Here is a 25,715-nt window from a genome sequence, read left to right on the forward strand (position 1 = left end):
CGTAAGACGACGTATACAGTCTGACGCCTGCCCGGTGCTGGAAGGTTAAAAGGAGAGGTGCAAGCCTTGAATTGAAGCCCCAGTAAACGGCGGCCGTAACTATAACGGTCCTAAGGTAGCGAAATTCCTTGTCGGGTAAGTTCCGACCTGCACGAATGGCGTAACGACTTCCCCGCTGTCTCCAACATAGACTCAGCGAAATTGAACTGCCCGTGAAGATGCGGGCTACCCGCGGTTAGACGGAAAGACCCCATGCACCTTTACTCCAGCTTCACATTGGCATCAGGCCAAGCATGTGCAGGATAGGTGGTAGGCATTGAAACAGAGACGCCAGTCCCTGCGGAGCCATCCTTGAGATACCACCCTTGCTTTGCTTGATGTCTAACCGCGGTCCGTTATCCGGATCCGGGACCCTGTGTGGTGGGGAGTTTGACTGGGGCGGTCGCCTCCCAAAGTGTAACGGAGGCGCGCGAAGGTTGGCTCAGACCGGTCGGAAATCGGTCGTCGAGTGCAATGGCATAAGCCAGCCTGACTGCGAGACTGACAAGTCGAGCAGAGACGAAAGTCGGCCATAGTGATCCGGTGGTCCCGAGTGGAAGGGCCATCGCTCAACGAATAAAAGGTACGCTGGGGATAACAGGCTGATGATGCCCAAGAGTCCATATCGACGGCATCGTTTGGCACCTCGATGTCGGCTCATCTCATCCTGGGGCTGGAGCAGGTCCCAAGGGTATGGCTGTTCGCCATTTAAAGAGGTACGTGAGCTGGGTTTAGAACGTCGTGAGACAGTTCGGTCCCTATCTTCCGTGGGTGTAGGATACTTGAGAGGAGTTGCCCCTAGTACGAGAGGACCGGGGTGAACGGACCACTGGTGGACCAGTTATCGTGCCAACGGTAGTGCTGGGTAGCTATGTTCGGACAGGATAAACGCTGAAGGCATCTAAGCGTGAAGCCCCCCTCAAAACAAGGTATCCCTGAGGACCGTGAAAGACCATCACGTCAATAGGCTAGAGATGTAAGTGCAGTAATGCATTCAGTTGACTAGTACTAATCGTCCGATAGGCTTGGTTTGATCCAGAAATAGCTCAACCAAATCAAAAATCATACATAACAGTATACTTGAACAAAAATGCTTCTTTCCCGGTCTGGTGGATATAGCTCTTGCAAAACACCCGATCCCTTCCCGAACTCGGAAGTTAAGTGCAAAAACGCTGATGGTACTGCGACTTAAGTCGTGGGAGAGTAAGTCACCGCCAGACCTGATAAGAAGCATATCTCTCTCTATATACAAAAAATCCAAACAACGCGGGGTGGAGCAGCCCGGTAGCTCGTCAGGCTCATAACCTGAAGGCCGCAGGTTCAAATCCTGCCCCCGCAACCAACAAATCCTACACTTTCCGCAACCTCCCCTAAAACGGAGGTCTTTTGATGCACAGACATCAGGTCCGCATTCAGGCTCAAAGCCAGAATAATGCCGGACAAGACAGCGAACAATCATCGAGCTGAGGCTTGAGCACCCATTGGTGCAGGTCGAGAAATCGAACGACGCGCGGATGGGTTTGACGCGCGAAGAGTATAGAGCCCTGCGCACCCCTAGCGCCAGAAAATACTATTCTTGCTGTATCATGGTATTATACTGGACCTATATTTGGCTTTGATCTTGCAGGGGCATAGTGGAAGACCAGATCGCGACCCAACCGCGCCTTCTTGCTGATCGCATTGCTGCTGCCCTCGCGCAGGACGCGGGCGAGGACCCGCTTTATCGCCGTTTGGCGCGGGCCATGCGCCTCCTCATCGCGGCGAGCGAGATGAAAAACAACGACAACCTGCCCTCCGAGCGACGCCTCGCCGAAGTCACAGGGCTGTCGCGGGTGACAGTACGAAAGGCGCTGACAGCTTTGGCCGAGGAAGGCATCATCGGTCGGCGCGCCGGGGCGCGTGCGCATGTCGTGAAAGATATCGACCAATCGCTCTCGGTGCTTATCGGGTTTACGGCTGATATGCGACGGCGCGGGGCTGATGGCCGCTCGATCCTGCTGTCGCAAGATGTCGGGCTCCCGACCCCTGACGAGGTTATTTTGTTAGGGATATCACCGACCGACAAGGTCATGCGGTTGTCGCGGGTGCGGCTGGCCGAGGATGAGCCGGGATCGGCCGATATCTGAACTTCTACAACACCCGCCGTCCGCATTCATCGCTTGACGGGAAAACCCCCGATCACGCTTACTTCAACCAGCCAATGCCCGAAGTGGCAGACGCCTAACCGAAGAGGAAAACCACTTAGAAAACGCCCGGAACATATTTAGATAAACCGAACCACCTCTATACCGGGGGGCAGGGCATTGCGCAACGTCACCCAAAGGCCTGCCAGAATCTCGGGCGGGTATTGCGGGATGAAGTCGAACCTGAAGAAGGTGGTCAGAAAATGGTCCATGGCTTTCAGTCCGGACGTATGGGCAGGGGGGGCGCAAGGCACGGCACAGAAGTGGCGGATCAGTCGCAGCTGAGGGTGTGTTCGCTCGCGTCATACCCCTCGTAGTCGGGGGCGCCGTAACCGGGGAAAACCTCGGCTTGGGGGGCTGCGGCGGGGCGATGCCGAACCATTTGGTGTAGATTTCAGCGAACGCGTCGTTGGTCTTCATGCATTCCAGCGCGACTTCGACTTCGTTGCGGAAAGCGACGTCGTCCTTGCGGAAGAAAAACGACACGTTCACGCCCACCGGAATGCGTAGCGACACTTCCAGTTGCGGGTTTTCGGCAGCGAAATACCGGCTGGCCGACATATCGGCAATGGTGGCGTCGGCGCGGCCCGTCAGCACTGCGCGGATCGCATTGGGCTGCGAATTGTAACGGTCCGACTGCAGGCCCGTGAAGATCGACGAAAACGGGGTGTCGATCAGGTCGGTGCCGGGGCGGCCCATCTGCGCGGCCAGTGCAACGCCAAGGTCGTAGGTAAAGCCGGTCAGGTCACCGTCATCGCCGACGAAGGCAAAGGGGGCGAAGCCGCCCTCTCATGGGCATCAACTGCCGCCGCCACCCAAATTACCCGGACGGGCGCCGCGCAAAGCATCCCTTTTGCGTCAGAGCTCCTCAGCTAGCACACTTTTTTGACAATGCGCGCCATATGCCCATCATGACACGCCATGAACCTCATCGCTTTCGTCTCTCAGAAAACGAAAGTTCAGCGCCCGAGACCACGACAATCCTGTACGGTGCAATCCCAGTATAGCCGCGCCGCGTACCGCACCATTGTCCGCGAATATCTCAACGATGCCTCGATCGTGGATGATCCGGAGGCCTACGTCCCTAGGTGTTCAGTCCCGACATTTGGTGGATCGGGTTGAGGATGAATCGATCTGGCTCTGATGTCCAGATTTTGCAAATGTATTCGTAGGGCGTAAGTCCGCCGGAGTCTTTAGCCTGCGCGCGAAGTTGTAGGCCGCCATGAAGTCCCCCAAGTGGGTGCGGAGCTGGTCATGGCTTTGGTAATGGAAGCGCTTGATCGTGGCCTCTTTGATCGTGCGGTTCATCCGCTCGACCTGACCATTAGTACATGGATGGTTGGGCTTGGTCAGCCTGTGCTCAATCCCGTTTGCCTCGCAAATCATGTCGAAGCGCATCGGCCGAGAGTAGATGGTATTCTTGTTCCGCGGCTGCTCAGCGTACTGAATACCGTTGTCGGTGAGAGTGGTATGGACTTGGTAGGGCACGGCTTCGAGCATGTGCTGGAGGAATCCCTAGGCTGTCTTTCTATCGGCCTTTCGACGAGTTTGGTCACAGCGAACTTGCTCGTCCGGTCGATGCCAACGAACAAATATAGTTTGCCTTCAGCGGTCTGCACCTCGGCAATATCGATGTGGAAGAACCCTATGGGGTAGCGTTTGAACTTCGACCGCTTCGGCTTGTCGCCCTCCATATCAGGCAGGCGCGAGATGCCATGTCGTTGCAGACAGCGGTGCAGCGCAGATCGCGTCAGATGTGGGATCGAGGGCTGCAGGGCATAAAGGCAGTCGTCCAGCGGCAGCAGCGTATGGCGCCGAAACGCGACGACCGTCGCCTCTTCAGCCTCAGTCAGAACGGTCGATCGAGGCTCGGAAGGTCCGTTCTTCATATCCTCGACCGTCGCGCGATTGCGCCACTTCGCAACCGTCTTGGGATTAATGCCCAACTCCCGGCTCAGCTGCGCGAGCAAAGCTTGCGATCGCTGTATTGCTGCTCGGACAGCGTGCGTGGTCGTGGCGCTGCCGTGACGAACTTGTCCCACAAGGCTTCCTTCCATTCCAGAGAAAGGATCGCACCATCAAACCGTGGGATCAAACACCTAGGCGCAAGCCCCATTGATTTCGGGATTTTGGCTTGATTCAGGCTCCGCGCGGAGACCTGATCGATGATCAATCTTTACTGGCTGAGCGATACTCAGATGTCGCGCCTTGCGCCGTTTGGACTTGTCTCACTTCCGTTCCGGTTTTTTACGAGCAATGCTCGCCATAAAGGAGACCAGATATGGCACCCAAGCACAGTGAAGATTTCAAGCGCGATGCGGTTCGGATCGCGACGCATAGCGGCCTGACACGGCGACAGGTGGCGTCGGACCTTGGTGTCGGGTTTTCGACCTTGGGCAAGTGGATGCGGGATTATTCGACCGATCCGACAGCGGCCGAGGACGCGGAACTACGCCGCGAGAATGAGCGCTTGCGCAAAGAGAACCGTATCCTGCGGGAGGAGAGGGAAGTACTAAAAAAGGCCGCGATCCTCTTCGCGAGCCAAAAGCAGTGAGATTTCAGTTCATTGCGGAGTATCGCGGAGATCTTTCACGCGCCCGCCTTTGCTGTCTGATGCAAGTTTCGGACCGTGGTTTACGAGCGTGGCGTCACAGGCCGCCCTCGCTGCGTCAGCGGCGCGACATGGTCCTTCTGGCCCATATTCGCGAACAGCACCGGCTCAGTCTGGGTAGCTATGGCCGCCCGCGCATGACGCAGGAATTGACCGAATTGGGCATCAGGGTGGGGCAACGCAGGGTTGCCCGGATCATGCGCGACAATGGCATCCAGGTCTTGCGAAGCCGCAAATTCAAGCGCACGACCGACAGCGACCACAGTTTCAACATCGCCCCGAACCGTCTGAACCAGGATTTCACGGCGCGGGCCCCGAACCAGAAATGGGCGGGAGATATCACCTATATTTGGACCTGCGAAGGATGGGCCTATCTCTCTGTGATCATTGATCTATATTCGAGGCGCGTAATCGGTTGGGCAATCAGCAACCGTATGAAGCAGGACTTGGCCTTGCGGGCTTTGGACATGGCAATCGCGTTACGCCGACCGCCACCGGGCTGCATTCACCGCACCGATCGCGGCGCGCAATATTGTGCGCACGCGTATCAGAAGCGCCTTCGCCGTCACGAGTTGCTGCCTTCCATGAGTGGCAAAGGAAATTGTTACGATAATTCCGCAGTCGAGAGTTTCTTCAAGTCGCTCAAGGCCGAACTCATCTGGCGAAACACGTGGCAAACACGCCGGGACGTCGAGGTCGCGGTGTTCGAATACATCAACGGATTCTACAATCCGCGCAGGCGGCATTCTTCGTTGAATGGAAAATCACCCGTGGCCTTCGAAAAGATCGCCGCATAACATCAGCAACACACCGGAACGAAAACGGTGCAAGTCCAGTGTCCAGAGACCTTCTTCTCCGCCATCATCCTCGCCGCAACCGTCCTGTTCTGGCTATGATCAAGAACGAGTTCTGAGCTTAGGGGGAGGTTAATCCGTGGCTGACGCCCAATCGGCATGCCGTGGTCCGCGCGTGCTGCTCCTTACCGCCAGCCGCTGTTGTAGTTGTGGCGTCAGTCCAACCTTCGCTGCTGGCTAAGCTAGCTGCTATCCATACAGTCACCGGTATCGCGTCATCGCAAACACCAGCACCACTGTCGCCGTGTCGATTGCAAACTTGTTAGCGGATGGATGATCGATTCGCTGCTGTATTCGGTCGATAATGCTGTGGACACCCGGCGAAGCGCTCGAGCTGTTGTGGATGCTTGAGGTGATCGCCGGAGCGCGCGCGGGCTTTCCAAGCCTTTGGTTTGGGGATGAGATATATGACGAAGATGGGTAAGCGCATGGCTCAGATTAGCAGGCCAAGCGCTACCAGCAAAAGGGCGGAAAGCCGCCTTACGGCGGTGCGGCATGGCAGCTGTGGCAAGCCCAACCGTCCACGCAGCACTTTGTACGGCGCACGCTGCGTCTGGTGGCGGATCATCTTGCGATCTGCCCCGGCAATCCGCCACGCCCGCCGTTCCGAGGGCCTAAGCAGTGACCTCAGATGTGGGCCTGCTTCGTGATCGGTCAGGATGACGATGATCTGCTCGTCCGTGAAACGCGCTCACTTCTTTGACCGTCCTCAACGTGGGCCGGACGCGAATTGACGCGTTTGGAAAAATTCCGTCGCAGGTCAACAGCTATGGCGGAAAGGGCAAAGAATCACATCACCCTGAATTTGCAACAACGGCTATTCCATCACAAAATGACCCTCGCCGGCCATGCGGTAGCTGCGCTTTGGCGGCGTGTAGTCAAGCGCGCGGATCGGGCTGCGGATTTCGTCGTTGCTGATTGCACGGCGCAGGCCGCGGCGGGCAGGGTCGGGGACGGGAACGGCCGCGATCAGCTTCTTGGTGTAGGGGTGCTGCGGGTTGGCGAACAGTGCCGCGCGCGGCGCGATTTCGACGATCTCACCCAGATACATCACTGCCACTCGGTGGCTGACGCGTTCGACCACGGCCATATCGTGGCTGATGAACAGGTAGGATAGGCCCAAGCTTTCCTGCAGATCCATCAGCAGGTTCACGACCTGTGCCTTGATCGAGACATCCAGCGCCGAGACGCTTTCATCCGCGATGATGACTTTGGGGTCCAGCACCAGCGCCCGCGCGATCGAGATGCGCTGCCGTTGCCCGCCCGAGAATTCATGCGGAAAACGCGCCAGCATCGCCGGGTCGAGGCCGACCTGCGCCATCAGATGGGCGGCTTTCTCGCGCGCCTCGGCTTTGCTACCCATCTTGTGTGTCAGGAACGGCTCGGTCAACGCCTCGGCGATCGTCATGCGAGGGTTAAGGCTGGCGAATGGGTCTTGGAAGATCATCTGCGCTTGCCGGCGCAGGCTGTTCAAGCGCGACTTGGGCATGGTGCGCATGTCCTCGCCATCAATCAGGATTTCGCCCGACAGGCTGTCGGTCAGCCGCATGATCGAGCGGCCGATCGTCGATTTGCCACAGCCGGATTCGCCCACCAACGACAGCGTTTCGTGCGGGAACAAGTCGAACGACACATTCTCGACCGCGTGGACGGCGCCGGTTTTACGGCCAAGCCACCCGCCTTTGACGTCGAAACGGGTCACCAGGTTGCGCACGCTCAGCAGCGGGGTCGTCGTATCGACGGGGGTATCCAGCGGCACCTCGGGGCTGGCAAGGCCGGTTTCCTTATCGACAATCCCGAAGCGCAGCGGGTAGGGCTGCCCTTCCATCGCGCCCATGCTGGGCACTGCGGCCAGCAGCGCACGCGTGTAGGGGTGCTGTTGGTGCGCAAAGATTTGTGCCGTCGGCCCGGCTTCCACAGCGTCTCCGCGGAACATGACGACGGTGCGGTCGGCAACCTCGGCCACGACACCCATGTCGTGGGTAATGAACAGCACCGACATGCCTTCTTCTTCCTGAAGCGTCTTGATCAGGTCGAGGATCTGGCCTTGGATGGTCACATCCAGCGCGGTTGTAGGCTCGTCCGCGATCAGCAATTTCGGCTTCGAGGCCAGCGCCATCGCGATCATCACGCGCTGGCGCATGCCGCCCGAAAACTCGTGCGGATAGGCCTTCAGCCGGGCTTCGGCGTTGGGAATACGGACTTTTTCCAGCAGGCGGATAGCTTCGGCGCGAATTTCGGCTGCAGGCATTTTGTGGTGGGCGCTGATGGCCTCGGCCAGTTGCTGTCCGACAGTGAAGACGGGGTTCAGCGATGTCATCGGCTCTTGGAAGATCATGGCCATTTCACCGCCGCGCAGTTTTTGCATCTGCGTTTGCGGCAGGCCGACCAGTTCGCGCCCGTTCAGGCTGATAGACCCGCTGATGCGCGTTGCTTTGGGCGGCAACAACCCCATGATCGACAGCGAGGTGACGGACTTGCCCGAGCCGCTTTCGCCAACGATGGCCACAGTCTCGCCCGGCATCACATCCAGCGATATGCCGTGCAGCACTTCGCGCCAGTCACCATCAACCGCGAAAGCGACGCGCAGGTCGCGCAGCGAAAGAACGGGTTTCATCGTCGTCTCCGATAGGTTCGTGCTGTGGTCCATCAGGGCAGCACCGTGGCGCCGCCGTAAGTGGCGCGGTAGGTCGCGGCGGCTTCCAGCCGGCCGTCGGGGTGACGCAGAGCAGCTGTTACACGCCCGACGCTGCCTTTGGGCACGGCGCGCAGCACATGCCCGCGCGCAGCAAGGGCGTCGCGGGTCGCTTCAGGCAGGTCGGCCTCGGCCACCAAGCCGCCCGGCTCGCGCGAGCGGGGGAAAAAGCTGGCGGGCATATGCGTCGAATGGAACATCGGCGCATCCAACGCGTCTTGCAGCGACAGGCCTTGGGCCGCGAAGCGTAGGAAAAACAGCAGTTGCCATTGGTCTTGCTGGTCGCCGCCGGGGGTGCCGAACGACAGAACGCGGCCGTCGCGGTGCCACGCAAGGCTGGGCGATAACGTAGTGCGCGGGCGCTTGCCGGGGGCCAGCGATCCGGGCAGGTCAGGCTCCAGCCAGAACATTTGCGCGCGCGAATTCAAACAAAAGCCCAAGCCCGGAATCGTGGGCGAGCTTTGCAGCCACCCGCCCGACGGCGTGGCCGAGACGATATTGCCCCATTTGTCGATCACATCAAGATGGACGGTATCGCCGCGCGGGATCGTTCCTTTGTCGGTGGCCAAATGCGCCATGGTGGGCTCGTACACCGCCCCTTCGGGCAGGCTCAGGCGCTCCAGCACGTCGGCCATGGTGGCAACCTGCGCCTCGAACCCCGGGACGGTTCCGGCGTGCAGGGTGTTGTCGGCGGTCGGGCCGATTTGGTCGCGGCGGGCGCTGGCATAGGCGTCGGATAGCAGGTCATCCATCGGCACATCGACCAGCGCGGGGTCGGCGTAATAGGTGTCGCGGTCGGCGTAGGCCAGCTTTTGCGCCTCGATCACCAGATGGACGAAATCGGTGCCGGTGGTGTCCAGTGATGCGACCACATCGGCAGGCAGCATCGACAGGGATTGCGCCAGAACCGGGCCTTGGCCCCACGGCCCGGTCTTGGCCAGCGTCCAGCCGTTGTAGTCATAGGTGAGGGGGGCTTCGTAGCTGGCACTATAGGTTGCCATATCGCCGGCGGTCAGCACGCCGCTGTGGGCGGTGCCGCTGGCATCCATCGCCTTGAACGTCGCGCAGAAGTCGCCGATCGCCTCGGCGACGAAGCCACGGTAAAAGGCGTCGCGCGCGGCATCGATACGCGCTTCGCGTGTCTCGCCCGTGGCGAGGTCCAGAATCCGCCGCCACGTTTGCGCCAGATCGGGGTTGCGGAACAGGCCGCCCTTTTCCGGCGGCTTGCCGCCTTGCAGCCACAGCGCCGCCGACCCCGGCCAGTGCTGGGTGAAAAAGTCGCCGAGTTTGGTGATCGTATCAACCGCGCGATCCAGAATGGGGTGCCCTTCATCCGCAAGGCGGATGGCGGCAGCCATCACAGTGGGCAACTCCATCGTGCCGTGGTCGCGCAGCATCAGCATCCAGCCGTCAAACGCGCCGGGGATGACCGTGGCCAGCAGGCCGTCGCCGGGGATCAGATCCAACCCTTCTGCCTTGTAATGGGCGATTGTCGCACCCGCAGGTGTAGGCCCTTGGGCGCAGAGGACTTGGGCCTTTCCGTCTTTCCAGAAGATCGCGGGCAGATCGCCGCCTGGCCCGTTCAGGTGCGGCTCGACCACTTGCAGAACAAGGCCTGCTGCCACGGCGGCATCGAACGCGTTGCCGCCTGCCGCCAGAATATCAGCGCCTGCCTGTGTGGCCAGCGCATGGGTCGATGAAATTGCGCCAGTGGTCATCCGTTATCCCTCGGGTCTAGTGCGTCGCGCAGGCCGTCGCCCAGCAGGTTGAAGCCCATCACGACCAGAAAAATCGCGATACCGGGGGCGACAGCCATATAGGGGGCTTGCGTTAGGAAGTTCTTGGCAGTGGCCAGCATCGCGCCCCAGCTGGGTTCGGGGGCCTGTTGGCCAAGCCCGAGGAACGACAGCGATGCCTCGGCGATGATGGCGGTGGCGATGGTCAGCGTGGCCTGCACCAGAATGGGCGGCAGGATGTTTGGCAGAATATAGCGCCCCATAATCCGCAGGTTGCTGATGCCGATCGATCGCGCGGCTTCGACGTAATCCTCGGTTTTGACGGACAGTGCTTGGCCGCGAGCAAGGCGGATAAAGACAGGCATCGCCGAAATACCGATTGCGATCATGGCGTTTTGTAGGCTCGGCCCCAAAAATGCCGCCAGCGCAATCGCAAGGATCAGGAACGGCATGGCCAGCATGGCATCGGTGATGCGCGCAATGATCTGGTCTAGCCAGCCGCCGAAGTAACCGGCCAGCAGGCCCAGCGGCACGCCGAACGCAACCGCGATGGCGACCGAAATCACCCCCGCCTGCAGCGACGCCCGCGCGCCCCAGATCATCCGCGAGAGGATGTCGCGGCCCAGCTCGTCCGTTCCCAGCCAGTTGGCGGCCGATGGCGGCTTGCGCACCAGCATCCAGTCGGTCGCGGTGGGGTTGGGGATGGGCAACAAGGGGGCCAGCAGCGCGACGACGGCAAAGAACAGCACCACGCACGCCCCGACCAGCGCGGCGCGGTTACGTTTGAACTTGCGCCATGTGCGGTTCTGGCGGCGGGGCGGCACTTCGGCCACGGTGGGGACGGCTGTACCGGTCACAGGGTTGCCCTCATACGCGGGTTCAGCATGACATAGAGGATGTCAGCCAAAAGATTGATAATGATGAAGCTGGTCGCCGTGACCAGAACCACGCCCTGCACAACGGCGTAATCGCGGTTGAAGACGGCATCGACGATCATCTTGCCAAAGCCGGGGATGGTAAAGATTTGCTCGGTCAGAACGGCGCCGGCCAGCAACTCGCCGAACATCACCGCCGACAGGGTTACGATCGGTAGCAGTGCATTGCGAAACGCGTGACGCAGCACGACGATCTGCTCGCTCAGGCCCTTGGCGCGGGCCGTGCGGACGTAATCGGCCTGCAACACCCCCAGCATGGCCGAGCGTGTGTGCCGCATCAGCGTGCCCGCGATGCCGGTGCCCAGCACGATGGCGGGCATGATGGTGGTCTGCAAGCTACGCCACGGATCGACGAGGGGCGATTCATACCCCGAGGCCGGCAACCATCCCAAATTGACCGATACCAGCAGGATCAGCATGATCCCCAGCCAGAAATTCGGCACAGACAGGCCGGACAGCGCAACGCCGTTGGCCAGATAATCCCACAAGGTTCCGCGTTTCACCGCCGCAATCACGCCCGCAGGCACACCGATCAGCAGGGCGAAAAACATCGACATGACCGCTAGCTGCAGAGTCACCGGCAGCTTTTGCAAGATCAGGTCGCTGACAGGCAGCCCCGTCCGCAACGACCGGCCCAAATCGCCGCGCAGCACATCGCCCAGCCAATACAGATACTGCATCAGAACGGGGTCGTTCATGTGGTACCGCTCGCGCAGCATTTCGATTGTGGCGGGGTCGCGGCTTTCGCCGGCCATGACCAAAATCGGGTCGCCGGGCAGCAGTTTTTGCAGCAGGAAAACAAAAATCGACACCAAAATCAGCGTCGGAATCGCCACCAGCACGCGGCTCAGAATAAAACGCATCATCGCGCGGGATTTCCCTCTTGTACGGGATAGCCGCCCCGGCGCGCGGGGCGGCTTCGTTATTGTCGGACTTTAGCCCTGCACACCGCGCAGACGGATGATGCCGTCGGCGTAGGGTTCAAACCCTTCGATACCGTCACGAAGCGTGAAGAAATACTGGATGTGGTACAGATAGATGATCGGCAGGTCGTTCTGCAGGATTGCCGTGGTTTGGTCATACAGATCCTTGCGAACGGCGGGGTTGGGTTCCCGACGAGCCTGATCCAGCAGTTGGTCGATCTCGGGGTTCGCGTAGTGCTCGTCGTTGTTCGAGCCGGTCGTGTGAACAAACGGGTGGATGTTGGCATCGGGGTCGATGCGGCCCGACCAGCCTTGCAGCGACATGTCGAAGTTGCCCGCGACGTTTTCCGACAGCAGAGTCGCAAATTCGGTCGCGCGCAGCGAAATCTCGAAGCCAGCCTCGGATGCCATGGCCTGAATGACCTGACCGGCCTGCATGGCGACAGGGCTGTTACCCGTTTGCATCTCGATCTTCACCGGCAGCTCGACACCAGCTTCGGCCAGCAGGGCACGGGCGCGGTCGACATCGCGCGCGGGGACGGGGAAGGCTTCGTCGTACCATGCGCTACCCGGTGCAGCCCATTGGTTGCCCGGCACATAGAGGCCCTCGAAAACGACTTGGTTGAAAGCTTGTCGGTCGATGGCCAGCGACAGGGCTTGGCGCACCAGCGGGTTCGCGCCCAGCGGGCCTTCCGAACGGGGGCCGTTGCCCACGTTGATGGTGATGCCCTGATAGCCGATGTTCGGCACTTGGAATAGTTGCAGGCGGCTGTCGCTTTGCACGGCGGGGACGTCGGCGGGGGCCGTACGCTCGACAATATCAAGATCGCCCGCGCGCACGTTCGCCAGACGGACGGTCGTGTCGGGGATCGGCATGAAGACGATGCGGTCATAGTGGAATTCGTCGGCATCAAAGTAGTCGGCGAATTTTTCCAGAACGATGCGGTCGCCCTCGCTGCGGCTGACGAAGCTGTAGGGCCCCGAACAGACGGGGTTCTGGCCAAAGTTTTCACCGGCCGCGTCGGCGGCGTCGGGCGAATACATGCGGCCTGCGTGGTGAGCCAGCTGCGCCAGCAGCGTCACATCGGGCGACTTGAGGTGGATGGTCAGTTCGTAGTCACCCGTCGCCTCGACGCTTTCGACCGAGCCAAGCTCGGCTTTGCGGTTGGACACGGGCAGCGTCATGTTGCGTTCGAAAACGCGCACGGCGGATGCGGCGTTGAAGGGGGTGCCGTCGTGGTGGGTGACGCCCTCGCGCAGCTGCAGCACCAGCGTCTTGCCGTCTTCCGACCAGCTGTAATCTGTCGCCAATTCGGGGGTGATTTGCATGTTGACGTCGACGTTGAACAGGCGGCTGCACAGCTGTTCATACACCAGCGAGGAAACGAAGGTGCGCGACTGGGCCGGATCAAGCGAGTCCGGATCTTCATTCAGGCCGATCCGCAGGTCTTGTGCGAAAGCGGCACCAGCCAGCGAAACCGACGCCAGCAGCGCGGCTGTGAATAAGCTTTTCTTCATTATACACTCCCGATTTTCAAATCTTGATCAGACACGACTGCCCAAAAAGACGGCATGGATTCAGAATTAGGCGAGGGCTGGTGCGATCTGCGCGGACAATAGGCACTCGCGTGGGGGCAGGGCAACCGTCTGGCGGGCGAAAACTGCATCACATTGGGGCTTTCCGCCTTTTTTCTGTGACTTTCCCGACGGAACCGGCCAGCGCGCGCAGCGGTTGTCTTGGTGCTGCCTATTGCGAATGGCGCCTATCAGGGAATCGTCCGCCGCAGTGGCTCAATGCGCGGGGGGATTGCGGGCTGATGCTGGCGATGGGCTTGCACCGCCTAGGGCATTAACAAAATCGGCGGGGCCGTGGCCCGCGCCGGTTTGCGCTTTTCGTCCGGCTTCAGACCAGTTTGAAATCGCCCGTTTCGGTGTCGTATTGTTCCAGTGTGCCTTCGCCGATGTCGTTCCACAGGCCGTGCAGCGTCAGCACGCCGCTATCGACTGCCTCGGCGACAAAGGGGAATGTCATCAGGTTGAACAGCGAACGGACGACCGAGGCCTTTTCGAACGCGCGCAGGCGGGTCGGCAAATCGGCCTTGGGCAGGTTGTCGTATTCGGGGCGCAGGATGTCCATCCAACGACCGACGAAGCTGCTTTGCGCCTCAAGCTGAGGGGCCGCGCCCGAGCACATGTCGTGGCAACCTTGCACACCGCCGCACCCCGAATGGCCCAGCACGATCACATGCGCTACCTTCAGCGCGGTAACGGCATATTCCAACGCGGCCGACGTGCCGTGCTGTTCCCCGTCGGGTTTGCACTGCGGTACCAGATTGGCGATGTTGCGGTGGATGAAGAATTCGCCCTGATCCGCCCCGAAGATCGACGTGACATGCACGCGGCTGTCGCAGCACGAAATCACCATCGCGCGCGGGTGCTGACCACCCTCGGCCAAACGTTTATACCACGCGCTGTTTTCGGCATAGCTGGTGGCTTTCCAGCCATGATAGCGGCGAACAAGGTAATCAGGCAGCGGCCTTGCGATTTTCATGGCATCCTCGTGGGTAGCGCGGGGCATCGGGTGCCCCCTGACCACCCCCGTATCGCGCAAATATATTTCCAGCGCGAGCCTATTTAATCTTCTGCGGCATCATGGCTCGGGCAAATGTGGAAACCAATTGGGAAGAAATCGTGTCTATACAGGCCCCAAGAGGTCATCGGATAAAGGGAGTTCTTATGGGCCATTCGGTTAACGCCAGCGTCGGGCAGGCGACCGTTTCACCCTTGCCGCTGAACTTCCGTGAGGGGGTCTTGCCAAATCGCAGCCACATGCTGCGCATGGCCGCCAGTCTGGGGTCAGGGGCGTTTAGGGCGGCGCTACACGATGACGCATCGGAATTAGAACGGCGCTTGCTACGCCTGTCGGCGCTTGCGCCAGACTTTCAGCCCGCCGATGTCGTGCGCGATGTCGGTGTCGTGGCCGAGGTGTCGCGCAGGTTTGGGATTTTGCAGGTCGATCAGGTGGCAACAGCCGTCATCGCCACACTGGAGGGTGGCGATAATGTGGCCTTCGCCGCGACCTTGCGCCGTTTAATGCGGCTGGGAAATTCGGCGCTGTTCCTGCTGGCGTGTCAACTACCCGACTGATCGGGCGGGCGAAAGCGGTTGGGGTGATTGTCGCCGCGCCCCCGCAGGTTTAGGGTTGTTGCAAAGACAGGAGCCTTCACATGTCCTATGACGCCCCCCAACCCACCTTTGCCCCCCCATCCGATGCGGCAATCCCGCTGCATTTGGTGACCCCTGCAGACCTGCCGGATTTGGCAGGGCGTTTGTCGCCCCAGCATGCAGCTTTCGCGCAAGGTGCGGGGTTCACGGCTGGTGCGGGCGACGTGCTGTGCCTGCCGGACGCCGATGGTAAGGTGGTCGCGGTGCTGGTGGGGATGGGCAATGACGAGGCCCGTCGCCGTGGCCGGTTCATCGCGTCCCCCGCCGCCAGCCGCCTGCCTGCGGGCGATTACCGGCTGATCGACACCCTCAGCACTGCTGCTGCCGCCGAATTCGCGCTGGGCTGGCTGCTGGAGGGATACCGCTTTGACCGTTACCGCAAGCTAACCCGCCCCGCCGCGCGCCTTGTTGCACCGGCAGGCGTCAATGCCGCCGAGTTACAAGCGATGGCCGCGGGCGAGTTTTTGACGCGTGATCTGATCAACACCCCCGCGGCCGATATGGGCCCTGCGGATCTGGCCGCCACCGCCGAGGCGCTGGCCGCGCGCCACGGGGGCAGTTTTGCCGTGACGGTGGGGGATGATTTGCTTGCGGCCAATCTGCCGATGATTCATGCCGTCGGTCGCGCCGCAGCAGCAGATCGCGCGCCGCGCCTGATCGATATGTCGTTTGGCACCAGCGGCCCGCTGCTGACATTGGTGGGGAAGGGCGTGTGTTTTGATACCGGCGGGCTGAATATCAAGCCTGCGGGCAGCATGGGCCTGATGAAGAAAGACATGGGCGGGGCAGCCACTGTGCTGGGGCTTGCGCATATGATTCTGACGCTTGCGGTGCCGCTGCGTCTGCGCGTGCTGATACCGGCTGTCGAAAACAGCATCTCGGGCAATGCGATGCGCCCGCAAGATGTGCTGACCGCCCGCAACGGTCTGACCGTCGAAATCAACAATACCGACGCCGAGGGGCGCTTGGTGCTGGCCGATGCCCTTGCGCTGGCAAGCGAGGAAAAGCCCGACCTGCTGGTCTCGATGGCGACGCTGACGGGGGCCGCGCGTGTCGCACTGGGCCCCGATGTGCCGCCGTTCTACACCGATGACGACGCGATGGCCGCGCAAATTGCCGCCGCCGCCGTCACCGCACGCGACCCGCTGTGGCGCATGCCCTTCCACCCCGCCTACGAGGCGCTGATCGAACCGGCTGTCGCCGATCTGGATAACGCCCCGGGCGGCGGCATGGCCGGGTCGATCACGGCGGCACTGTTCCTGCGCCGCTTCGCAGCCGCACCCTATGTGCACTTTGACATTTACGGCTGGCAACCCAGCGCCGCACCCGCGCGGCCCAAGGGGGGCGTCGGGCAGGGCGCACGCGCGCTGCTGACCGCGCTGCCTGCGCTGCTGGGGTTGGGGGGCGCGCGCTGATGGATCGTCGCCGCACACCCGCCAATGGCCGCGTGGCAGCCGCTTTTCTGCAAGGCCAAGTCGAGGCCGAATATTTTGTTGATGGCGAGGCAGCCCGCGTCATCTGGCCCGTCGCCAATTTGCTGAAGGCCCCGGGCGGCGCGCGCGATCGGCAGCTGCTGTTCGGGGCTGCCGTCAAAATCTATGATCAGGTGGATGGCTGGGCTCTCGTGCAGGCCGACCGCGACGGTTATGTCGGTTATGTCCCGTTCGAAGCCTTGGGCCCCGCGCGCACCGCGACCCACCGCGTCGGCACCATGGCCACGCATGTCTACAGCGCGCCTGACATCAAACAGCCGGAGATCATGCACCTTTCGCTGGGGGCCGAGGTGAGCGTTTTGGCAGAACTGGCCAAGTTCTACGAAACACCCGAAGGGTTCATCCCAAAACCGCATCTTCGCCCGCTGGATCGCCCCTACCGTGACCCCGTCACCGTCGCGCAGATGCTGTTTGGCGTGCCGTATTTGTGGGGCGGCAATTCCGCGCTGGGCATTGACTGTTCGGGCACCGTACAAATGGCCATGACGCTGTGCGATATCGCCTGCCCGGGCGATACCGACATGCAAGAGGCCGAGCTGGGTACCCTGCTGCCGCCCGATGCCCCCTTGCAGCGCGGCGATCTGGTATTCTGGGCTGGCCACGTGGCGTTGATGGTCGATGAACAAACGATGATCCACGCCAACGGCAACGATATGGCGGTGCGGTATGAAGGGTATGAAACCGCCGTCAAACGCATCATCGCGCAAGGTGGTGGCCCCGTAACCGCGCTAAAGCGGATCTAATCGATCAGCTTCGGCTTGCCTTCCAGCACGCGCAGCACGGCCGTCAGGTCGTGCCCGCGCCGCAGAACCTGCCCCTCGGCCCCGATGACGGCATATTGGCCCTGTCGCTGCCGCAATTTGGGCCGCTTCTCGATACGATAGATCGGGGTTTCAGCCGCGCGCCGGAAGATGGCGAAGATGGCCACATCGCGCAGATGAGATATGCCGTAGTCACGCCATTCGCCCGCCGCGACCATGCGGCCATAAAGGTTCAGGATTGGTTGCAATTCGGTGCGGTGAAAGGCGACCTGATCGTCTGTCCCCGCGCTGGTGGGGTTTGGCTGGTTCATGTCAAAATGATGACGCCCGCAGCCACACTTGGCAAGCGCTTAGCCGCAGCTGATGCGCGCGATCAGCCCATCGGCGTTGATGGTAAAGTTCAACCGCGCGGGGCGATGATCCATCGTCACCATCGTATCGGGGTGAATGATACGCACCTGCCGCATGATCAGCACCCGTTCCAGCGCATTGGCCTTTTGACCGATCAGATAGCCATAGGCCGCCCCGCCGCAGGTGTCACTGGCCGCATCCGGCACGGTGGGGCCGCTGGGCTGCGGGGGTGTGGCCTGCGCGCAGGCAGCCAAAAGCGGAAAGATCAGCAGGAAGCGTGTGTGTTTCATGTCGACACTCTTGACCGGATTTGCGCTTCGGGCAACGATTTGCTTGACGATATGCGACTCCAATTTTAGAATTATTCTAAAAATAGGATAAGAACATGCTGCTCTCTTTGACGGCAAGGCGCCGTTTTTCCGACCTGACCGAACAAGAGATCATCGCGCTGGCGATCTCGAACGAGGAGGACGATGCGCGCATCTATCGCACGTTCGCCGAAAAGCTGCGCGCGCAATACCCTGCTTCGGCGGCCGTGTTCGACGGGATGGCCGAGGAGGAGGACGCCCACCGCCAGCGGCTGATCGCGCTGCACCGCATTCGCTGGGGCGATGTGATACCGCTGATCCGGCGCGAACATGTGGCAGGCCACTATCATCACCGTCCTGTTTGGCTGACCGAGAACCTGTCGCTGGATGCGATCCGCGCCGAGGCCCATCAGATGGAACAGACGGCAGGCGATTTCTACACCCGCGCCGCGATGCGCACCCAAGATGCGGCCACGCGCAAACTGCTGGGCGATCTGGCCGCCGCCGAGGCGGGCCATGACGAACGCGCCAGCGCGCTAGAGGCCGAGCATCTGAGCAAGGACGCCCGCGAGACGGAGGAGAAGACCCAGCAGCGCCAGTTCATTCTGACATGGGTGCAACCGGGGCTGGCGGGGCTGATGGACGGGTCGGTCTCGACCCTCGCGCCGATTTTCGCAACCGCTTTTGCTACGCAGAACAGCCACACGACCTTGCTGGTTGGCCTTGCCGCAGCCGTGGGCGCTGGTATTTCCATGGGCTTCACCGAAGCTGCGCATGACGACGGGGTGATCTCGGGGCGGGGCTCGCCGATCAAGCGCGGGATTGCGTCGGGGGTGATGACGGCGCTGGGGGGGTTGGGCCACGCGCTGCCTTACTTTATCCCCGATTTCTGGATTGCGACCACCATCGCGGCCATTGTGGTGTTTATCGAACTCTGGGCTATCGCGTGGATTCAAAACCGGTTCATGAAAACGCCCATTCCGCGTGCGATCGTGCAGGTCGTCATCGGCGGGGCGCTGGTTTTTGCGGCGGGTGTTCTGATTGGCGGCGGGTGATCGGAATCTGCTTTCCCCGCACCAATCATGGGCGTAAGCCACGCCTATGCTAGACGTGTTTTATCAAATTATCCCCTTTTTCGCCTTGGTGATTCTGGGCTTCGGCGCGGGCCGGACGGGGTTCTTCCCTGCCGAAGCAACTGCCTACCTGACGCGATTCGTGTTCTATTTCGCGCTGTCCGCACTTATGCTGCGTTTTGCCGCGACCATGCCGATACTCGATCTGCTGAGCTGGCCGTTCGTGCTGGCGTATTTGTGCGGAACGGGGTTGGTTTTTGGTGCGGTGATGCTGGCGGCGAAGCTGCGCGGGCGCACACTGGCGGAAATGGCGATTGAAGGGTTCACCTCGGCTGTCGCGAATTCGACCTTTCTCGGGTTGCCGCTGCTGGTGACGCTGATGGGCGACTGGGTCATCGGCCCGCTGATGACGGTCGTGGTCATCGACTACACGGTCTTTGCCGGGCTGATGGTGGTGCTGATGAGCGTGGCCGGCGGCGGGCGCGTCAGCTGGGCCGTCGTTCCTGCCATTTTCAAAGGCTTGCTGCGTAACCCAATGATCATGGCACTGGTTGTGGGCTTGGTGATTTCGGCGCTGCATATCCCCTTGGCCGAACCCGTCGACCACTTTCTGGCGTTGCTGAGCGCGGCGGCGACGCCGGGCGCACTGTTTGCATTGGGGGCATCATTGGCGACGCGGCCTGCTGAAAAGTCCGATGCTGCGGTGTGGCTGACAGGGGCGAAACTGCTGCTGCATCCGGCGCTGGTGGCGTTCATGGCGTTGGTCGTCTTCAAGGTGCCCGCCGGCCCCGCGCATGTGATGATCGCGGTTGCGGCGATGCCGGTGGCTAGCTCGACCTTCATTCTGGCGCAGCAATATGGCGTCGCCGTGCAGCGCATTTCGACCACGATCTTGCTGACCACGTTTTTCAGCATCATCACCTTGCCAATCGTCATGGGGTGGGTGCGCGGATGATTTATGTGGATGCCGATGCGTGCCCCGTGCGGGACGAGGTTGAGCGTGTAGCCTCGCGGCACGCCCATCCCGTGGTGCTGGTGACGAACGGCGGGTTGCGCTTGCCCACCAACCCGCTGGTGACCCTGCATATCGTCCCCGCCGGCCCCGATGTCGCCGACCAATGGATAGCCGATCGCGCGGGCGCGGGGGATGTTGTCGTCACCAACGATATACCGCTGGCGGCCAAGGCCGTCGCCGCAGGTGCCGCCGTGCTGCGCCCCAATGGCGAGGCCTTGACCCCCGCCAATATCGGCCCGACATTGGCCGCGCGCGATTTGATGGCCGATCTGCGCGCCGCCGACCCCTTTCGCCAAGGCGGGGGCAAGCTGTTTTCCAAGGCCGACCGCAGCCGCTTTCTGGACGGGTTGGAGCGGGCGCTGCGTCAGATAAAGGGTTAAGATGAGCCTGAGCCAGATTTACGCGCAGCGTGTCGCCCAAGGGCAGATTGCATCCGACCCCGCCCAACTGGCCGTCCTTCCCGCACTGGATCGTTTGCTGGCCGATGTCGCAGCGCCGCAAAAGCGCGGGCTGTTCCGCAAGGCGGCGCAGGTCAAGGGCCTCTACCTGTGGGGGGGCGTAGGGCGCGGCAAGTCGATGTTGATGGATATGCTGTGCGATGCGCTGCCCATCGCGGTCGAGCGGATACATTTTCACGCCTTTATGCAAGCGGTGCATATGGGGCTGGCGCAGGCGCGCGCGGCGGGCAAGGCCGATGCCGTCGTGCCTGTTGCGGATGATCTGGCCGCCCGCCTGCGCGTTCTGGCGTTAGACGAAATGCAGATCACCGACATCACCGACGCCATGATCGTTGGGCGCTTGTTTCAGCGTCTGTTCGAAAAGGGCGTTGTTGTGGTGACGACATCGAACCGTGCGCCCGATGCGCTTTATGAAAACGGACTGAACCGCCAGCTTTTCTTGCCGTTCATTGCGCAGATCAAAGCGCAGCTGGACGTGGTCGAGTTGGTCAGCCCGACCGACCACAGGCAAGGGCGCGTGCAAGGCGCGGCGCGCTATTTCACCCCAGCTGACCTGCCTGCACGCGCAGCGCTGGATCAGATCTGGGCCGATCTGACGGACGATGCTGCCGGCGTGGCCCAAATCCTGCGTGTGCACGGCCGCGATGTCGTGCTACCGGCCTTTGCCGCTGGGGTGGCCCGCGCCAGTTTTGCCGACCTTTGCGCCGTCGCGCTGGGCCCCGCTGATTATCTGGCCATCGCTGCGGCGTGCCGTGTGTTGATTTTGGACGACATTCCGCGCCTCGGCCCCGCGAACCACGACAAGGCCAAGCGCTTCGTGACCTTGATCGACACCCTTTACGAGGCGAAGGTGCAGCTGTTTTGTAGTGCCGCCACCCCGCCCGAGGCACTCTACGATACCGGCGAAGGGCAATTCGAATTTGCGCGCACCGCCAGCCGTTTGCGCGAAATGCAGGATGTGGGCTGGGGGCAGCAATAAAAAGGGGGGCGTTCAACGCCCCCTCGTTCTTTGTTCGGCTGCCGTTTTGTCGCCCGCCTTGCCCCTTGGTTAACTTGGTAGGGCAACGGTGATTCGCAGGTCAAGAAAAATGATTCGTTTGCGCGAATCAAGCCGCATTTTCACGCAGAACATGCCCCGCCAGGTAAAGCGATCCGCAAATCAGGATCCGCTCGCCCGGGTGCGCGGCGGCAAGGCGCACCAAGGCCGCCTCGACCGACGGGGCGGTGCTGGCATTGGGCAGGCCCGCAGCCGCTGCGGTTGCAGCCAGCTCATCGGCAGGGATCGTGTTGGTTTCATCGGGGATGGCGACGGCGGTGAAGCTGTCAGCAACGCTGGCCAGCGCACGCAGGTAGCCACCTGCATCCTTCGTGTTCAGCATGCCGCAGACCAGATGGATCGGCCTGTCGTGCAGCCCCTGCAGCGTTTCGGCGATCACGATGCCGGCGGCGGGGTTGTGCCCACCGTCCAGCCACAGATCGCACGGCGCGGCGATTTGTACCAACCGTCCAGCGGTCAGGTGCTGCATGCGGGCGGGCCATTCGGCGCGGGTGACGGCAGCCTCGGCGGCGGTGGCGGGCTGTTGCAGCACGCGCAGGGCGGCAATCGCCGTACCCGCGTTGATGATCTGGTGCGGCCCGCGCAAGCGCGGCAGCGGCAGATCCAACAACCCGTTGTCGTCCTGATAGACCAGCCGCCCGTTTTCGGTGCTGACGTGCCAGTGTTGGCCGTGCGCGAAAACAGGGGCGCCTTTGCGGGCTGCCTCGGCTTCGATCACATCCATCGATTCGGCATGCTGGGGCGCGACAACCACAGGCACGCCGCGCTTGATAATGCCTGCCTTCTCGCCCGCAATTTTGGTCAATGTGTCGCCCAAGAACCCTTGGTGATCCAGATCGACAGGGGTGATGACTGTCAGGGCAGGTTTCGCCACCACATTGGTGGCATCTAGCCGCCCGCCCATGCCAACTTCCAGCAGCGTCCAATCGGCGGGGGTTTCGGCAAAGGCCAGCAGCGCCGCAGCGGTGGTGATCTCGAAATACGTGATCGGATCGCCGCCGTTCAGGGCGTAGACGCGATCCAGATACCCCTCGAGCGCGGGTTCTGAAATCAGCTTGCCTGCCAGACGGATGCGTTCGTGAAAATGGGCCAGATGCGGCGACGTATAGGCATGCACGCGCGCGCCGGTCGATTCCAGCCCCGCGCGAATCATGGCCTGCGTCGAGCCCTTGCCGTTGGTGCCCGCGATATGGATCACCGGCGGCATCCGGTCTTGCGGATTGTCCAACAGCGCCAGAATGCGCCACATGCGGTCCAGCACAAGGTCGATGACCTTGGGGTGCAACTGCATCATCCGGCGCAAAATGCGGTCGGATGCGGCGTCATCGGCGGCGCGGGGGGCGCCGGGAAGACTCATGGTTATTTCGTCTCCGGCGCGGCGGGGGCTGCGTCATGGGGCGGGGTCGGCGCATGTTTGTGGGTGTCTACCACAGGTGCAGGCAGGCCCATCAACATGCGGATGATCTGCGCCAGCTCTTCTCTCATCTTGCCGCGCGGGGTCACGCGGTCAAGCATGCCGTGGTCCAGCAGGTATTCGGCGCGCTGGAACCCCTCGGGCAGCTTTTCGCGGATGGTCTGCTCAATCACACGGGGGCCGGCAAAGCAGATCAGCGCGTTCGGTTCGGCAATCTGCACATCGCCCAGCATCGCGTAGGATGCGGTGACGCCGCCCGTGGTTGGGTTCGTCAGCACGACGATGTAGGGCAGGCCGGCTTCTTTCACCATGTCGACGGCGACGGTGGTGCGCGGCATCTGCATCAGGGACAAGATCCCCTCTTGCATGCGGGCGCCACCGGCGGCTGCAAACACAACCAGCGGGCGCTTGGTTTCGACGGCGCGCTGCGCAGCGGCGACCAGCGCATTGCCTACATACATGCCCATGGAACCGGCCATGAACTTGAATTCCTGGCAGGCGACAACGGCGGGGGTCTCGAAAATCTCGCCTTCGGCGACCAGCATCGCGTCTTTTTCACCGGCGGATTTCTGCGCGGCTTTCAGGCGGTCGGTGTATTTTTTCTGGTCGCGGAAGTTCAGCGGGTCGACGATCGGCTCGGGGACTTTCACCTCGGTAAAGTTGCCGTCATCGAACAGCGCCTTCAGGCGCGCGCGGGCCGTAATGGCCATATGGTGGCCGCAGTGTGTGCAAACGTTGAGGTTTTCCTCAAGCTCGCGGTGGAACAGCATGGTGCCGCATTCGTCGCATTTGCTCCACAGATTCTCGGGCACATCGGTGCGCCGCGAAAAGAGCGATCCAAGCGTCGGACGGACGTAATTCGTGATCCAGTTCATGGGTTCCTTGCCGTTCGGCTGCAATTTGACCCCTGAAATAAGGCGCATGGCGCGAATATGCAATCTTGGGGGGCAAGGTTTGCGGCGAAAAGCGCAACGATGCGCATTCCGTGATGGACTTTTTCGCGCCGTTCGCATGCTATCACGCCATGGAATTGTTCGGTTTGCACATCAATTGGCGTACCGCGCTGACGGTTATCGTCATTGCCTGCCACTACGCGCTGATTGCAGGCGTGATTTTGCGCGTCATGGTGCGCGACCAGATGGAACCCGTCGTCCGGCTGACTTGGGTGATGTTGATCGCCCTGCTGCCGATCGTTGGCGTGCTGGTTTACCTGCTGTTTGGCGAAATCCGGCTAAACCGTGCCAAGGGCAGCAAAATGCGCACCGTGCGCACCAAGCTTAGTAGTGTGTGGGCCATGGGCCGCGCGGCTGACCACGGTGCGGCGGTGGATGCGGCGAACAGTTTTGCCATGGGCACCGCGACCAGCGACTTCTATCCCGTTGCCGACAATCGCCTGACCATGCTGCCCCAAGGCGACGCGATGATGGACGACATGATCCGCGCGATTGAGGGGGCAGAGGATACCGTCCATATTCTATTCTATATCTGGCTGCCGGACGGGGTGGGCGGGCGCGTTGTGCAGGCGGTCTGCGACGCGGCCGAGCGCGGCGTGACCTGCCGTGTGTTGGTCGATGCCGTGGGATCGCGGCTGCTGATCGCATCGCCCCACTGGAAGGCGCTGCGGGCGGCGGGCGTCAAACTGCACCGGGCCTTCCCCTTCCGTAACCCGCTGGTCGAGATGCTGTTCCAGCGCGTCGATTTGCGCAACCACCGAAAAATTGCGGTGATCGACAACAAAATCACGTGGATCGGCAGCCGCAACTGCGCGGACGAGGCCTTTGCCATCAAGGCAAAATACGCGCCATGGGTTGATGTGTTGCTGCGCGTCGAAGGGCCGCTGGTGCGCCAGATGCAGTCGGTCTTTCTGGCCGACTGGATGCTGTACGACGATGACGCGCCGGTGCATCTGCTGCTGGAAAGCCAATCCCATTTCCCGCCGGTGGATGATGGCCCCGTGGTGGCGACGGGCGTGACGGGGCAAGTGATCGCATCGGGCCCCTCGCAAAGCGTGATTGGCATATCCGACACGATGATCGCGATGTGTTACGCCGCGCGGCACCGGTTGATGGCGACAACGCCTTACTATCTGCCCGACATGGCCCTGCACCAAGCGCTGCTGGCCGCGGCGCGGCGCGGCGTCGATGTCACGCTGATCCTGCCCGAGAAGAACGATTCGTGGGTCGTGGCCGCCGCCAGCCGCAGCCTTTTCCCGACTTTGCTGGCCGCTGGCGTCAAGCTGCGCATGTATCGCGGCGGTCTGCTGCATGCCAAGATCATGACTGTTGACGGTATGTTGTCTATCGTCGGCTCTGCCAATCTGGACAGGCGCAGTTTCGATTTGAACTACGAATGCAACATCCTGATGGATTCGCCCGAAGTGGCCGACATGCTGGACGCGCGGCAGGCCATCTATCTGGAAAACTGTCACGAAATCACCGTGGCGCAGGTGGCGCTGTGGCCGACGTGGCGGCGGATCTACCAGAATCTTGTCGCACTTGCGGGCCCTCTTTTGTAACTTGCGAAAACATTTCTTTCGCCAAAAGACATAATGTTGTCTTGAAGCCGCGCCGCACGGGCGTTATTC

The 25,715-nt window shown here is 61.5% G+C and carries 21 protein-coding genes, 1 tRNA gene, 2 rRNA genes and 3 pseudogenes (1 of these 27 cut by a window edge); 14 read left to right on the plus strand and 13 right to left on the minus strand.

Annotated elements, in window-relative coordinates; genetic code table 11:
- The 5 genes and pseudogenes from BVG79_RS01455 to BVG79_RS13385 all read left to right on the plus strand — a co-directional run.
- Positions 1 to 1,072, plus strand: a 23S ribosomal RNA gene (locus tag BVG79_RS01455); it begins 1,765 nt to the left of the window's first position.
- A gap of 72 nt (positions 1,073 to 1,144) precedes the next feature.
- Positions 1,145 to 1,259: ribosomal RNA gene (rrf, locus tag BVG79_RS01460) — 5S ribosomal RNA — on the plus strand.
- 45 nt (positions 1,260 to 1,304) lie between these two features.
- Positions 1,305 to 1,381, plus strand: a tRNA-Met gene (locus BVG79_RS01465).
- A gap of 292 nt (positions 1,382 to 1,673) precedes the next feature.
- Positions 1,674 to 2,165: a GntR family transcriptional regulator gene (locus BVG79_RS01470; RefSeq protein ID WP_257789405.1), complete on the plus strand. Its 492-nt coding sequence runs from the start codon at positions 1,674 to 1,676 to the stop codon at positions 2,163 to 2,165.
- A pseudogene (locus BVG79_RS13385) lies at positions 2,144 to 2,263 on the plus strand (integrase core domain-containing protein); the annotation flags it as partial. The gene BVG79_RS01470 and the pseudogene BVG79_RS13385, both read left to right, overlap by 22 nt.
- A 39-nt stretch (positions 2,264 to 2,302) precedes the next feature.
- Here BVG79_RS13385 and BVG79_RS13800 read toward each other — a convergent pair.
- The 3 genes and pseudogenes from BVG79_RS13800 to BVG79_RS01480 form a co-directional block, all read right to left on the minus strand.
- Positions 2,303 to 2,434, minus strand: a complete 132-nt coding sequence (locus tag BVG79_RS13800; RefSeq protein ID WP_257789406.1) for a hypothetical protein — start codon at positions 2,432 to 2,434, stop codon at positions 2,303 to 2,305.
- A gap of 220 nt (positions 2,435 to 2,654) precedes the next feature.
- Positions 2,655 to 2,966: pseudogene (locus BVG79_RS13870) on the minus strand (hypothetical protein); the annotation flags it as partial.
- A gap of 340 nt (positions 2,967 to 3,306) precedes the next feature.
- Positions 3,307 to 4,264, minus strand: a pseudogene (locus BVG79_RS01480) (IS481 family transposase).
- Positions 4,265 to 4,503: 239 nt separating this feature from the next.
- On the opposite strand from BVG79_RS01480, the gene BVG79_RS01485 reads away from it, so the two are divergent.
- Positions 4,504 to 5,630 (plus strand): IS3 family transposase gene (locus BVG79_RS01485; protein ID WP_418268921.1). Its coding sequence is split into 2 segments (ribosomal slippage): positions 4,504 to 4,765 and positions 4,765 to 5,630, totalling 1,128 coding nucleotides; the frame shifts between segments, so codons are not numbered across the junction.
- Positions 5,631 to 6,504: 874 nt separating this feature from the next.
- Here BVG79_RS01485 and BVG79_RS01490 read toward each other — a convergent pair.
- The 6 genes from BVG79_RS01490 to BVG79_RS01515 all read right to left on the minus strand — a co-directional run bounded on the left by BVG79_RS01490 (position 6,505) and on the right by BVG79_RS01515 (position 14,527).
- Positions 6,505 to 8,304 carry an ABC transporter ATP-binding protein gene (locus tag BVG79_RS01490; protein WP_198167866.1) on the minus strand — a complete coding sequence of 600 codons (1,800 nt, stop codon included), beginning with the start codon at positions 8,302 to 8,304 and terminating at the stop codon, positions 6,505 to 6,507.
- Positions 8,305 to 8,336: 32 nt separating this feature from the next.
- On the minus strand, positions 8,337 to 10,100 hold the full coding sequence (locus tag BVG79_RS01495; RefSeq protein WP_085785332.1) for a gamma-glutamyltransferase family protein: 1,764 nt from the start codon (positions 10,098 to 10,100) through the stop codon (positions 8,337 to 8,339).
- Entirely contained in the window at positions 10,097 to 10,975 is an 879-nt protein-coding gene (locus BVG79_RS01500) for an ABC transporter permease (protein WP_085785333.1), read from the minus strand. Before BVG79_RS01500 ends, BVG79_RS01495 begins: the two co-directional genes overlap by 4 nt.
- Positions 10,972 to 11,919 (minus strand): ABC transporter permease, encoded by a 948-nt coding sequence (locus tag BVG79_RS01505; RefSeq protein WP_085785334.1) that lies wholly within the window; start codon positions 11,917 to 11,919, stop codon positions 10,972 to 10,974. Before BVG79_RS01505 ends, BVG79_RS01500 begins: the two co-directional genes overlap by 4 nt.
- 69 nt (positions 11,920 to 11,988) lie before the next feature.
- Positions 11,989 to 13,494 (minus strand): ABC transporter substrate-binding protein, encoded by a 1,506-nt coding sequence (locus BVG79_RS01510; RefSeq protein ID WP_085785335.1) that lies wholly within the window; start codon positions 13,492 to 13,494, stop codon positions 11,989 to 11,991.
- Positions 13,495 to 13,879: 385 nt separating this feature from the next.
- Entirely contained in the window at positions 13,880 to 14,527 is a 648-nt protein-coding gene (locus BVG79_RS01515; protein ID WP_085787179.1) for a carbonic anhydrase, read from the minus strand.
- A 185-nt stretch (positions 14,528 to 14,712) separates the two neighbouring features.
- Between BVG79_RS01515 and BVG79_RS01520 the strand changes: the two genes are divergently transcribed.
- From BVG79_RS01520 to BVG79_RS01530, 3 genes are all read left to right on the plus strand, one after another.
- Positions 14,713 to 15,123, plus strand: a complete 411-nt coding sequence (locus BVG79_RS01520; RefSeq protein WP_085785336.1) for a hypothetical protein — start codon at positions 14,713 to 14,715, stop codon at positions 15,121 to 15,123.
- A gap of 80 nt (positions 15,124 to 15,203) precedes the next feature.
- Positions 15,204 to 16,616 carry a leucyl aminopeptidase family protein gene (locus BVG79_RS01525; RefSeq protein WP_085785337.1) on the plus strand — a complete coding sequence of 471 codons (1,413 nt, stop codon included), beginning with the start codon at positions 15,204 to 15,206 and terminating at the stop codon, positions 16,614 to 16,616.
- Complete coding sequence (locus BVG79_RS01530; RefSeq protein WP_085785338.1) at positions 16,616 to 17,437, plus strand: C40 family peptidase; 822 nt, start codon at positions 16,616 to 16,618, stop codon at positions 17,435 to 17,437. Before BVG79_RS01525 ends, BVG79_RS01530 begins: the two co-directional genes overlap by 1 nt.
- Here BVG79_RS01530 and BVG79_RS01535 read toward each other — a convergent pair.
- Both BVG79_RS01535 and BVG79_RS01540 read right to left on the minus strand, forming a co-directional pair.
- On the minus strand, positions 17,434 to 17,766 hold the full coding sequence (locus BVG79_RS01535; protein ID WP_085785339.1) for a DUF2794 domain-containing protein: 333 nt from the start codon (positions 17,764 to 17,766) through the stop codon (positions 17,434 to 17,436). The two genes, BVG79_RS01530 and BVG79_RS01535, sit on opposite strands and share 4 nt — an antisense overlap.
- 39 nt (positions 17,767 to 17,805) lie before the next feature.
- Entirely contained in the window at positions 17,806 to 18,096 is a 291-nt protein-coding gene (locus BVG79_RS01540) for an I78 family peptidase inhibitor (RefSeq protein ID WP_085787180.1), read from the minus strand.
- Between the two features lie 95 nt (positions 18,097 to 18,191).
- Between BVG79_RS01540 and mbfA the strand changes: the two genes are divergently transcribed.
- From mbfA to zapE, 4 genes are read left to right on the plus strand one after another with little or no spacing between them, the layout of a single operon-like run.
- Positions 18,192 to 19,169, plus strand: coding sequence for an iron exporter MbfA (gene mbfA / locus BVG79_RS01545; RefSeq protein ID WP_085785340.1), 978 nt, complete (start codon positions 18,192 to 18,194; stop codon positions 19,167 to 19,169).
- A 46-nt stretch (positions 19,170 to 19,215) separates the two neighbouring features.
- On the plus strand, positions 19,216 to 20,142 hold the full coding sequence (locus tag BVG79_RS01550; protein ID WP_085785341.1) for an AEC family transporter: 927 nt from the start codon (positions 19,216 to 19,218) through the stop codon (positions 20,140 to 20,142).
- Positions 20,139 to 20,582 (plus strand): YaiI/YqxD family protein, encoded by a 444-nt coding sequence (locus BVG79_RS01555; RefSeq protein ID WP_085785342.1) that lies wholly within the window; start codon positions 20,139 to 20,141, stop codon positions 20,580 to 20,582. Before BVG79_RS01550 ends, BVG79_RS01555 begins: the two co-directional genes overlap by 4 nt.
- A gap of 1 nt (position 20,583) precedes the next feature.
- Positions 20,584 to 21,639 carry a cell division protein ZapE gene (gene zapE / locus BVG79_RS01560; protein ID WP_085785343.1) on the plus strand — a complete coding sequence of 352 codons (1,056 nt, stop codon included), beginning with the start codon at positions 20,584 to 20,586 and terminating at the stop codon, positions 21,637 to 21,639.
- A gap of 127 nt (positions 21,640 to 21,766) precedes the next feature.
- Here zapE and BVG79_RS01565 read toward each other — a convergent pair whose 3' ends face one another.
- Both BVG79_RS01565 and accD read right to left on the minus strand, forming a co-directional pair.
- On the minus strand, positions 21,767 to 23,074 hold the full coding sequence (locus BVG79_RS01565; protein WP_085785344.1) for a bifunctional folylpolyglutamate synthase/dihydrofolate synthase: 1,308 nt from the start codon (positions 23,072 to 23,074) through the stop codon (positions 21,767 to 21,769).
- 2 nt (positions 23,075 to 23,076) lie between these two features.
- Positions 23,077 to 24,006 carry an acetyl-CoA carboxylase, carboxyltransferase subunit beta gene (gene accD, locus BVG79_RS01570; RefSeq protein WP_085787181.1) on the minus strand — a complete coding sequence of 310 codons (930 nt, stop codon included), beginning with the start codon at positions 24,004 to 24,006 and terminating at the stop codon, positions 23,077 to 23,079.
- Between the two features lie 113 nt (positions 24,007 to 24,119).
- On the opposite strand from accD, the gene cls reads away from it, so the two are divergent.
- On the plus strand, positions 24,120 to 25,646 hold the full coding sequence (gene cls / locus BVG79_RS01575; protein WP_085787182.1) for a cardiolipin synthase: 1,527 nt from the start codon (positions 24,120 to 24,122) through the stop codon (positions 25,644 to 25,646).
- The last annotated feature ends 69 nt before the right edge of the window (positions 25,647 to 25,715 follow it).

This window comes from Ketogulonicigenium robustum (assembly GCF_002117445.1).
In the GTDB taxonomy this organism is placed as follows: domain Bacteria; phylum Pseudomonadota; class Alphaproteobacteria; order Rhodobacterales; family Rhodobacteraceae; genus Ketogulonicigenium; species Ketogulonicigenium robustum.

Coding starts and splice junctions, on each gene's coding strand:
- BVG79_RS13800 (WP_257789406.1), bottom strand. CDS start 2,434: ATGGACCATTTTCTGACCACCTTCTTCAGGTTCGACTTCATCCCGCAA.
- BVG79_RS01490 (WP_198167866.1), bottom strand. CDS start 8,304: ATGAAACCCGTTCTTTCGCTGCGCGACCTGCGCGTCGCTTTCGCGGTT.
- BVG79_RS01495 (WP_085785332.1), bottom strand. CDS start 10,100: ATGACCACTGGCGCAATTTCATCGACCCATGCGCTGGCCACACAGGCA.
- BVG79_RS01505 (WP_085785334.1), bottom strand. CDS start 11,919: ATGATGCGTTTTATTCTGAGCCGCGTGCTGGTGGCGATTCCGACGCTG.
- BVG79_RS01510 (WP_085785335.1), bottom strand. CDS start 13,494: ATGAAGAAAAGCTTATTCACAGCCGCGCTGCTGGCGTCGGTTTCGCTG.
- BVG79_RS01515 (WP_085787179.1), bottom strand. CDS start 14,527: ATGAAAATCGCAAGGCCGCTGCCTGATTACCTTGTTCGCCGCTATCAT.
- BVG79_RS01520 (WP_085785336.1), top strand. CDS start 14,713: ATGGGCCATTCGGTTAACGCCAGCGTCGGGCAGGCGACCGTTTCACCC.
- BVG79_RS01525 (WP_085785337.1), top strand. CDS start 15,204: ATGTCCTATGACGCCCCCCAACCCACCTTTGCCCCCCCATCCGATGCG.
- BVG79_RS01530 (WP_085785338.1), top strand. CDS start 16,616: ATGGATCGTCGCCGCACACCCGCCAATGGCCGCGTGGCAGCCGCTTTT.
- BVG79_RS01535 (WP_085785339.1), bottom strand. CDS start 17,766: ATGAACCAGCCAAACCCCACCAGCGCGGGGACAGACGATCAGGTCGCC.
- BVG79_RS01540 (WP_085787180.1), bottom strand. CDS start 18,096: ATGAAACACACACGCTTCCTGCTGATCTTTCCGCTTTTGGCTGCCTGC.
- mbfA (WP_085785340.1), top strand. CDS start 18,192: ATGCTGCTCTCTTTGACGGCAAGGCGCCGTTTTTCCGACCTGACCGAA.
- BVG79_RS01550 (WP_085785341.1), top strand. CDS start 19,216: ATGCTAGACGTGTTTTATCAAATTATCCCCTTTTTCGCCTTGGTGATT.
- BVG79_RS01555 (WP_085785342.1), top strand. CDS start 20,139: ATGATTTATGTGGATGCCGATGCGTGCCCCGTGCGGGACGAGGTTGAG.
- zapE (WP_085785343.1), top strand. CDS start 20,584: ATGAGCCTGAGCCAGATTTACGCGCAGCGTGTCGCCCAAGGGCAGATT.
- BVG79_RS01565 (WP_085785344.1), bottom strand. CDS start 23,074: ATGAGTCTTCCCGGCGCCCCCCGCGCCGCCGATGACGCCGCATCCGAC.
- accD (WP_085787181.1), bottom strand. CDS start 24,006: ATGAACTGGATCACGAATTACGTCCGTCCGACGCTTGGATCGCTCTTT.
- cls (WP_085787182.1), top strand. CDS start 24,120: ATGGACTTTTTCGCGCCGTTCGCATGCTATCACGCCATGGAATTGTTC.